The organism is Paenibacillus sp. FSL R7-0340, assembly GCF_038002205.1.
GTDB classification, from domain to species: domain Bacteria; phylum Bacillota; class Bacilli; order Paenibacillales; family Paenibacillaceae; genus Paenibacillus; species Paenibacillus polymyxa_B.
Genome location: NZ_JBBOBY010000001.1, coordinates 891037 through 900000 on the forward strand (window position 1 = coordinate 891037; position 8964 = coordinate 900000).

Below are 8964 nucleotides of genomic sequence, written 5' to 3' on the forward strand. Positions count from 1 at the left end.
GGGCTTCTCCTTTGTTATGTTCGGTTATTCCTTGCAAGGCCAGAGACTACCCCTACAAAGGTGTGAGAAGCATGCGGAACTTGTGCATGAAGGTGAACTATGACGGAACCCACTATGATGGCTTTCAGACGCAGCCTAACGGTAACACCATTCAGGACTGCCTTGAACATGCTATTTACTCATTGACGGGCGAGCGTCTTAAAATTACAGGCTCAGGCCGTACAGATGCAGGTGTACATGCATACGGGCAGGTATTCAATTTTCACACTGAATCGCCGATTCCGTTACAGCGCTGGTGTCTGGCACTTAATGCCTGGTTGCCTCGTGATATCATCGTTACGGATGCGAGAGAGGTGTCACTGTCCTTTCATGCGCGCCGCATGGCGAAGCGGAAGACATATCGGTACAGTATTAATGCGAACCGGTTTCCGGACATCTTTCACCGTCGTACACAGGCCCATCATCCAACGAGTCTGGATGTAAGAGCGATGGAGGAAGGGTTAGCTCATTTAGTTGGCACCTTTGACTATACTTCGTTCGCATCTCGACGTTCCCAAAAGACGAATCATGTTCGCACTATTTACGAAGCCTATATGACAGTAGACCATTCCTTTTCACGTCCGGACTCGGATGATCAGGGAATTATCCATACTTATATTACAGGTAGCGGATTTTTGCAGCACATGGTTCGGATTATTATGGGTACTTTGCTGGAAGTGGGAGAAGGCAAAAAATCGTCGGATGATATTCCTTCCATTTTAGAGGCGAAAAATCGTTCAAAGGCCGGACCTACGGCCGTTGGACACGCTTTAACGCTCTGGAATGTAGAGTACGACGAAAACATCAAAAAACATTGATTTTACCCTTGCGGAATTGATGGTTATCCTGTAATATAAAAGTTGTGTTTTCTTAATGGCTTTCCCACAGCCCCAATTAAGATAATCACTTTAAATTAACATCTAATCCATCAATAATGCAGCAACTTAACGAACGAAGATAAATGATGATTTCTGTTAACGAACTTAAGGAGGATACTTTTCATGCGTACTACGTATATGGCGAAGCCAAATGAAGTTGAGCGCAACTGGCACATCATTGATGCCGAAGGCAAAACGCTCGGCCGTCTGGCAAGCGAAGCGGCTGCGTTGATTCGCGGCAAACACAAGCCACAATTTACACCACATGTGGACACAGGTGATTTTGTTGTTGTAATCAATGCGGAAAAAATCGTATTGACCGGTAAAAAAATGGAGAACAAGAAATACTACCGTCACTCCCTGCATCCGGGTGGTCTGAAAGTAACGGTTGCACAAGAAATGGTTAAGAACAAGCCTGAGCGTATGTTGGAATTGGCTGTTCACGGTATGCTTCCTAAAACTCGTCAAGGCGAGAAAATGAAGCTGAGACTTAAAGCTTACAGAGGCACTGAGCATCCACATGCAGCACAAAAACCTGAAGTTTACGAACTTCGCGGATAATTAAAAGGGAGGACAGTTTCATGGCACAAGTACAATACTATGGGACAGGTCGTCGTAAACATTCGGTAGCTCGTGTTCGTCTCGTACCGGGTGAAGGACGCATTGTCATCAATAAGCGTGATATTAATGAATATTTCGGTTTGGAAACTCTCAAACTGATCGTAAAACAACCACTGAACCTGACAGAAACAGTTGGCAGCTATGACGTACTCGTTATCGCTCATGGTGGTGGTATCTCTGGTCAAGCCGGCGCAATTCGCCACGGTATTTCCCGTGCTCTGTTGAAAGCAGATCCGGAATTCCGTCCAGCTTTGAAAAAAGCAGGCTTCTTGACTCGTGACCCACGTATGAAAGAACGTAAAAAATACGGTCTCAAAGCCGCTCGTCGTGCACCACAGTTCTCGAAACGTTAATATTTCGAATACAGAAGAACCTTTTCCTTATGGAAAGGGTTCTTTTTTATTTAGTCATTTCCTGATTATTATCCACATGTGGATAAGTAGACCTACTCTAAAATTCATGGGCTTCAGCATGTTTCTGCGAATACATAAATAACCGCATGCAAATGCATGGAACACGAAAAGTTATCCACGATGTAATTGAAGACGATATTGTTATACACAAATACAGTTTGCTATTTACACGGAGTTTATTCTGTAATGTTTATAACCTGTGACTAAAATATAATGTTCGACTATCAAATTAGCCTCATCTTAATATTCTCTGCTAAGTGCTGTTTCACGAGATACTTTGCTTTCAGTTGTTTATGTAAAGTCCCTTGATATGTTCTGGCTGGTACTGTCTATGCCTCTTGTACAGTTGTTTTGGGCGTAGCTAGGGATACGGCAAGGAATACCTCTTTTTATTTGTGTGCACTGAGAGAAGGACGCTCCTTAGCCTAGCACTGTCCGCTTTCTAGGCTACTGCAATGGCAACGGCGATTTACATGTTACTGGTAATGGAAATAGTCTACACAGCAATCGCTCCAAACTATAACTGGGAGCACCATGTATTGTCCGACTGTGTCTACCCTCATAAAATTGACCCTCCTTGATGACAGGCTTTAAATAGGCTTCCAGTAGCGATAAGAGTCTTGCTTGTGTCCCAGTGGATCAATTCCTCGGGAATTGCCTCTACAAGCGCTTTAGGATGGGATAAAGGCATAACAAGAGTTCAGCGCGCAGTCATTTCTTTTTAATTTCCACAATGAAAGCATCGGTGATGCCAGAGCTCCAGAAAAGTATAGTGGGTTTCATCTGGCTAAAAAATTCGAGTAAAGTCTATTTTACCTTTGCCCTCATCTGAACTCGTCCACATACGGACTTCATCTTTGGAATGCAAAATAAGAGCTTTGAAACCTAAAGTTATTTTCAATTCCCTCGGTTAGCACCCTTCGATAATCTTAGATTCAGAAACGATGTTGCTTTCTTCTACAGATGATTCTTGCTTGATCAAGCAACCCAAAGCTGTTCAGCATTACCGATGGCTGCCGCGCACTAGGCCAAGATTAGGATACGCTGCTCCTAGATGCCTCTAAAGCATTTCACTCAGAAGATCCACAAGCATATGTATAGTACAATAATACATTTTGGCTATAGAAATCATTCAACTAAGTAATTTTGCGTAGCAAGGTAGGTTGTCAAAAAAATGCTTATCCGCACGTTCGGCTTGCTCTTCCAAAGTCAAAACTATAGGATGTATTCCTTCAAGGACCAAACTATTCCCATATAATGTTATATAAGAAAGCCCTTTGTTTAAAAGCGTACTGGTGGTACGCCTTTGTCTTCGGCAGAGTAGAGAACAAGCCGTCTTTGTTGACGTAAAAAGCCTCCATTCAAGCATACCTTCAGCTACACTAGTTATTTTTAGTAACCAAAGAGCCTATGGACCATTTTCAAGTGTTTGGTATAAGAATATTTTATATAAAGCCAATGAACTTGGTTGGATACGCAAGAAAGCATTAAAGAATGCTGACAGAGCAACATTCCTGCAAATTTAGGTGGATAAATGCTTGCATCAGGACATTTTGCCGTGGATTGACAATGATTGTGAAAGTTTTATACTGTATTTAATCTTATTAGTTTAGTCGGTATTGGAGTGACACTTATTTATGAATCTTCATATGGAGGCGCATTGATAATGAATTTATTGGAGAAAGAAGCGTTGATTAGAGTCAAGGCAATTGAACTGGAAGAGGCTACGCCAGAGGAAATTATCCAGTATGCTGTTCTTACATTTCCCAATCTTACCTTTGCTTGTAGCTTCGGAGCAGAAGATGTAGTACTAGTAGATATGCTTCAAAAAATTAGCCCTTCCACCGACATTTTTTACTTGGACACCGACTTTCATTTTCAAGAAACTTATGATACGCGAGATCAGATGAAAGCCAGATATAACTTGGATTTTGTTAGGGTCTCTCCCTTAATTACTCCTGAAGAGCAAGCGGCTGAACATGGAGAGGAACTGTGGAAAACAGATCCAAACACATGTTGTGGTATACGCAAAGTTGAGCCGCTGACACGTATTTTGTCACAATACGATGCATGGATTACCGGTATTCGCCGGGATCAGGCCCCTACCCGTGCGAATTCAAAAAAGGTAGAGTATGACGAAAAGTTTGGACTCGTTAAATTTAACCCCTTGGCAAGCTGGACATCCGAGGATGTATGGAACTATATCCGTACTCATGAAGTGCTGTATAATCCATTGCATGATCGCAATTATCCCAGTATCGGTTGTGAGCAATGTACCCGTGAGGTCCTACCAGGTGAAGATCCTCGTGCAGGTCGCTGGTCAGGCAATGAGAAAACGGAGTGTGGGCTCCATCAATAAAATGGTATTCAGGTAGCTATGAGTCATATTTACTGAAGAGAAGGGAAGTGCATTATGACTGCAATTCTTCCGCATGGCGGAACACTTGTTGATAAAATCATTACAGGACCGAAGCAAAAAGCACTTTTGCAGGCCGCAGAGGAATTGTTCCCAATCCGTGTAAACTCATGGACCATTTCTGATCTGGATTTAATTGGAGTGGGGGCTTTCTCTCCTTTGACGGGGTTTATGAATGAATCTGATTATCGGTCGGTGGTAACAGATATGCGTCTTGCCGATGGTACAGTCTGGAGTATTCCCATTACTCTTGCAGTTGCAGAAAGTGTAGCCAGTGAATTGAAATTAGGTCAGCAGGTGGCTTTGGTGGGTGAAACAGACGGTACTATTTATGCTGTACTTGATATTGAAAGTATTTATCAGGTAGATCAGGCTGAGGAAGCCAGACGAGTATTCAAGACGGATGACCCGGCTCATCCTGGCGTAAAAAAACTGTTAGATCGACCTGCTACGTATGTTGGTGGATGTGTGCAAGTGCTGAATCGGCCGGAGCCCACACAATTTAGTGAGTTTTACTATACACCATCACAGACACGCGACTATTTTGCAGAAAAAGGCTGGAAAACAGTAGTCGGATTTCAAACACGAAATCCGGTACACCGGGCACATGAGTACATTCAAAAAAGCGCGATGGAGATTGTGGATGCTTTGTTTCTAAACCCACTCGTTGGTGAAACCAAGTCAGATGACGTTCCGGCAGATGTGCGTATGAAGAGCTATCTGGTGCTGTTGGACAATTATTATCCGGCTGATCGGACTTTTCTGGGGGTATTTCCTGCTGCCATGCGATACGCGGGTCCTAGAGAGGCCATTTTCCATGCTATTGTGCGAAAGAACTATGGCTGCACCCATTTTATTGTTGGAAGGGATCATGCCGGTGTAGGAGACTATTATGGTACCTACGAAGCACAGGAAATTTTCAGGCACTTTACACCTGAAGAGCTGGCGATTACTCCATTGTTCTTTGAACACAGCTTTTATTGCACCCGATGTGGAAATATGGCCTCAAGTAAAACATGCCCACATCCCAAGGAGCATCATTTAACGCTCTCGGGCACCAAGGTACGGGAATTGTTGCGCTCTGGGGTTTGCCCGCCACCTGAATTTACACGACCAGAAGTCGCTCAAGTGCTGATTGAAGGTATGAAAGAATTTGTTCATGCCTGAGTTGTACTATCTACACGCCTCGTCCCATATAGATTATTAGTATCTGTATAGGACGGAGGCGTTTTGTTATGCAAAAAAATAATCGTAAAAACGAGGTTACACTGTGGATTCGCTATCGGACGTTGCAAAAAATGCTGTTGGGCTGTTGTCTCGCCGTTCTATTTATTACACTGGCATTGTATGAGATACCTGCTTCGAGAGCTTGGACCCATTGGAGTTTACCCCTTACTGGTAAAGTAATTGCCCTAGATGCTGGACACGGAGGGCCTGATGGAGGGGCGGTTAGCAAAGAAGGGATTATTGAAAAGGATATTAATCTGGCAATCGCTTTTTATTTGCGGGATTATTTACAGCAAGCAGGTGCTGTTGTTGTCATGACACGTGAGGATGATCGCGACCTGGCGCAGCAAGAAACGAAAGGTTATTCCAGAAGAAAAACGGAGGATTTGAAGCAGCGTGTGCGTATAATTGAGGAGCAGAAAGCGGACCTCTTTCTAAGTATTCATATGAACAGTATTCCGTCGAGCCGTTGGAGTGGAGCCCAGACCTTTTACGTTCCTAACCATGCAGATAACGAGAATTTGGCGTCTTTAATTCAGGAAGAAATCAAACGCAACTTGGAAAATACGGACAGAGTGGCTAAGACCGTGAACACAGTTTATTTATTGAAAGCTCTCAAAATGCCATCAGCCCTTGTAGAAGTCGGATTTTTGTCCCATCCAGAGGAAGCTAGACGACTAAGTGACGTGACCTATCAAAGGCAGGTGGCGGCGTCCATATATAAGGGGATTTTGCGTTACAGTGCCGGGGAAAAGGGGATCTCACCAGCACCTGAGGCCAGATAGTGGTATACTGTAAGTGTTTACCACTCCGTAATTCATTAAAGCAGAGGTGCTGATAATTCATGCAATCAAGAGAGCAAGTTATAGAGCTACTTCAACAAGTGCGGGAGCCTCAAACAGGACGCCGTCTAGTCGATCTCCATTTTATTCGGGATGTGGTTGTTAAAGAGGATCGGGTATCCCTGACCGCTATTAGTTTGAATAGCCAGGAAGAGACGTGTGCAGAACTGGAGCGGGAAATCCGGCAGACATTAGAAGAGGCGGGATTAAGCCACGTCCATATTCGTATTCGTGAGGCATCTGAGCATGAAAAGTCCGCAATTCAAGCTGTGGAGAATACCGAGGAAGCCGCTGACCCGGTTTTGACCAAAGGACATGCTGTCGGTATGGAAGAACATGAGCTGCTTAGCCCAGCATCTGGCGTCCGGTTTATTGCCATTGCAAGCGGAAAAGGTGGTGTCGGAAAATCGACAGTAGCTGTAAATTTGGCTGCTGCTTTAGCTAGACAGGGGAAGCGTGTGGGTTTAATTGATGCGGATATCTATGGATTTAGCGTGCCGGATATGATCGGGGTGGAGGAGGTTCCTTCTGTCGAAGATGGTATCATTCAGCCGGTGGAGCGATTCGGTATCAAAATCATGTCTATGGGCTTCTTTGTCAGAGAGAACAATCCGGTGATTTGGAGAGGTCCCATGCTGGGGAGAATGCTCAGACAGTTTTTTAGTGATGTTGAATGGGGACAACTGGATTATATGATACTCGATTTACCACCAGGGACTGGCGATGTAGCGCTTGACGTACATCAAATGATTCCGCAGAGTGAAGAAATCATTGTCACTACCCCACATGCAACTGCAGCTTTTGTAGCTGCACGTGCAGGGGCTATGGCGCTCCAAACAGATCATAAGGTCATTGGTGTTGTGGAGAACATGTCCTATTATGTATCCTCTACCGGAGAAAAGGACTATGTTTTTGGACGCGGTGGCGGGGCTATGCTGGCAGATACCCTTCATACGAAGCTGCTGGCGCAAATTCCGCTGGGTATCCCAGACAATCACCCTTCAGAAGCCGACTTTTCTCCATCCGTATATAAATCCGAGTCGGCGACAGGGGCAATTTACAATGATATTGCTGCTCAAATTACGACGTTGCACGCGGAATTTGAATAAGAAAAAAAGGCTGGTTGTTGAACCAGCCTTTTTATTATTGGCCTCCACCTTGTTCTCCTTCGCCTCCACCACCACCACCATCTTGCTTCTGATCAGCAGAGCCACCTTGCTCACCGCTTTTTTTCTCAACCTTAGGTTGGAGTTCCTCTTGTACGACAGTTTTAAGTAAATTCATGACTTCAAGCCGAAAAATCGGATTCTGCATGGCATCATGCATGACTGTCATAGATTGTTTGCGATATTCAGGAGTTTTAGTTAAGTCCATATACATCTTGGTCAGTTCTGGCGACTTAAGCATCGCTTCAATTGATTTTTGATAAGAAGGGTCTTTTATAAGTTGCATATGAAGCTGTTTGCTTTGGCTGTTGATGGCTTTGGCAAATTCTCCGGCAAAACGCGGATCAGTCATAATTTTTTCGATTTCTTTTTTATATTCAGGTGATACCAAAGTATCTTTGACTGCGATCTTCATCTGTTCAGCCGATTGCATGGGCATAAGCATTTTCATTCCCATGCTGCCACCAGATCCACCACCAGCCCCACCCTCTTCACTGCTTTGACCGGATTGTCCTTCTTTTGAAGTGCTTTCCCCGGTTAAAGCCTCTTCTACGGCTTTTTTTCCGTCATCGCTTTTCAAGATATCGACAACCATCGTTTTCATCTCTTTATAACTGTTCTGGGGGGGCGCAGAACCCTGATCCGAGCCGCAGCCACTCAGTGCAACGCCCAGTACGCATACCGTGCTAACAAATCGCAAACGAGTCCAATTCATGGCCGTATTCCTCCTTCATCATGAATGTGGATAGTATGCGGATGAATGCGGAGAAATATGTCGATTTGCTTTTGGTTTTTAGCTGAGAACGATGTAAAATAACTCCTTAAAGACCCAGTGCCTGATCGCGTACCTCTTTGCCTTTTACTGTACCCTGTTGAAGCAGTTCAGATACAGTCACGAATTCATAGCCTTGTGCGCGCAACTTGTCGATAATGACGGGCAAGGCTTCATGTGTTTGTTTACAGGAATCACTGGCATGCAGAAGGACGATATCGCCAGGATGCGCTTTATTTACAACACGGTCGATTATGACCTGAGTACCAGGGTTTTTCCAGTCCAGGGAATCTGTATCCCACTGAATGGTTTTGTAGCCTAAAGTGCCGGCAACCTGAAGGACCCTTTTATCAAAGTCGCCATTAGGCATACGGATCAACTTCGGGGACTGTCCCGTCAGTTCGGTTAATGTGGTATGAGCAATGGAAATCTGCTTACGAATATCTTCATCGCTTAAGCTACTGTAATTTTCGTGTTTATGGCCATGACTGCCGATCTCAAATCCACTTTCTTTAATCTGATTCACAAGCTCTGGATGTGTTTTACTCCAAGGGGCAGAAAGAAAAAAGGTGGACTTAGTCACTTTTTTA

10 protein-coding genes (1 of these 10 only partly in view) are annotated in these 8964 nt (G+C 44.3%); 7 read left to right on the forward strand and 3 right to left on the reverse strand.

Annotation, left to right across the window (positions count from 1 at the left end):
* Positions 1-71 precede the first annotated feature (71 nt).
* The 3 genes from truA to rpsI all read left to right on the forward strand — a co-directional run bounded on the left by truA (position 72) and on the right by rpsI (position 1891).
* Positions 72-857, forward strand: a complete 786-nt coding sequence (gene truA, locus MKX59_RS03950; protein WP_028542615.1) for a tRNA pseudouridine(38-40) synthase TruA — start codon at positions 72-74, stop codon at positions 855-857.
* 183 nt (positions 858-1040) lie between these two features.
* Entirely contained in the window at positions 1041-1478 is a 438-nt protein-coding gene (gene rplM, locus MKX59_RS03955) for a 50S ribosomal protein L13 (protein ID WP_013312141.1), read from the forward strand.
* Positions 1479-1498: 20 nt separating this feature from the next.
* Positions 1499-1891: a 30S ribosomal protein S9 gene (gene rpsI / locus MKX59_RS03960; RefSeq protein ID WP_013312140.1), complete on the forward strand. Its 393-nt coding sequence runs from the start codon at positions 1499-1501 to the stop codon at positions 1889-1891.
* Positions 1892-2510: 619 nt separating this feature from the next.
* Here rpsI and MKX59_RS27565 read toward each other — a convergent pair.
* Complete coding sequence (locus MKX59_RS27565; RefSeq protein WP_418026622.1) at positions 2511-2642, reverse strand: malic enzyme-like NAD(P)-binding protein; 132 nt, start codon at positions 2640-2642, stop codon at positions 2511-2513.
* A gap of 975 nt (positions 2643-3617) precedes the next feature.
* Between MKX59_RS27565 and MKX59_RS03965 the strand changes: the two genes are divergently transcribed.
* The 4 genes from MKX59_RS03965 to MKX59_RS03980 all read left to right on the forward strand — a co-directional run bounded on the left by MKX59_RS03965 (position 3618) and on the right by MKX59_RS03980 (position 7545).
* A complete protein-coding gene (locus tag MKX59_RS03965; protein ID WP_013312138.1) occupies positions 3618-4310 on the forward strand; it encodes a phosphoadenylyl-sulfate reductase in 693 nt (230 codons plus the stop codon).
* Positions 4311-4364: 54 nt separating this feature from the next.
* Positions 4365-5534, forward strand: coding sequence for a sulfate adenylyltransferase (gene sat, locus MKX59_RS03970; RefSeq protein ID WP_340857657.1), 1170 nt, complete (start codon positions 4365-4367; stop codon positions 5532-5534).
* Between the two features lie 68 nt (positions 5535-5602).
* A complete protein-coding gene (cwlD, locus tag MKX59_RS03975) occupies positions 5603-6379 on the forward strand; it encodes an N-acetylmuramoyl-L-alanine amidase CwlD (protein WP_340857658.1) in 777 nt (258 codons plus the stop codon).
* Between the two features lie 59 nt (positions 6380-6438).
* The gene (locus tag MKX59_RS03980) at positions 6439-7545 is read left to right on the forward strand and encodes an Mrp/NBP35 family ATP-binding protein (protein WP_023990487.1); all 1107 of its coding nucleotides are present in this window, start codon (positions 6439-6441) and stop codon (positions 7543-7545) included.
* Positions 7546-7579: 34 nt separating this feature from the next.
* Here the strand turns inward: MKX59_RS03980 and gerD are convergent, their stop codons facing one another.
* Complete coding sequence (gerD, locus tag MKX59_RS03985) at positions 7580-8317, reverse strand: spore germination lipoprotein GerD (RefSeq protein WP_069080584.1); 738 nt, start codon at positions 8315-8317, stop codon at positions 7580-7582.
* 106 nt (positions 8318-8423) lie between these two features.
* Positions 8424-8964, reverse strand: partial view of a polysaccharide deacetylase family sporulation protein PdaB gene (gene pdaB / locus MKX59_RS03990; RefSeq protein ID WP_023990485.1) — the 3' portion only. The gene runs 239 nt beyond the window's last position; only the last 541 of its 780 coding nucleotides appear in the window; its start codon lies beyond the right edge, outside the window; it ends in the stop codon at positions 8424-8426.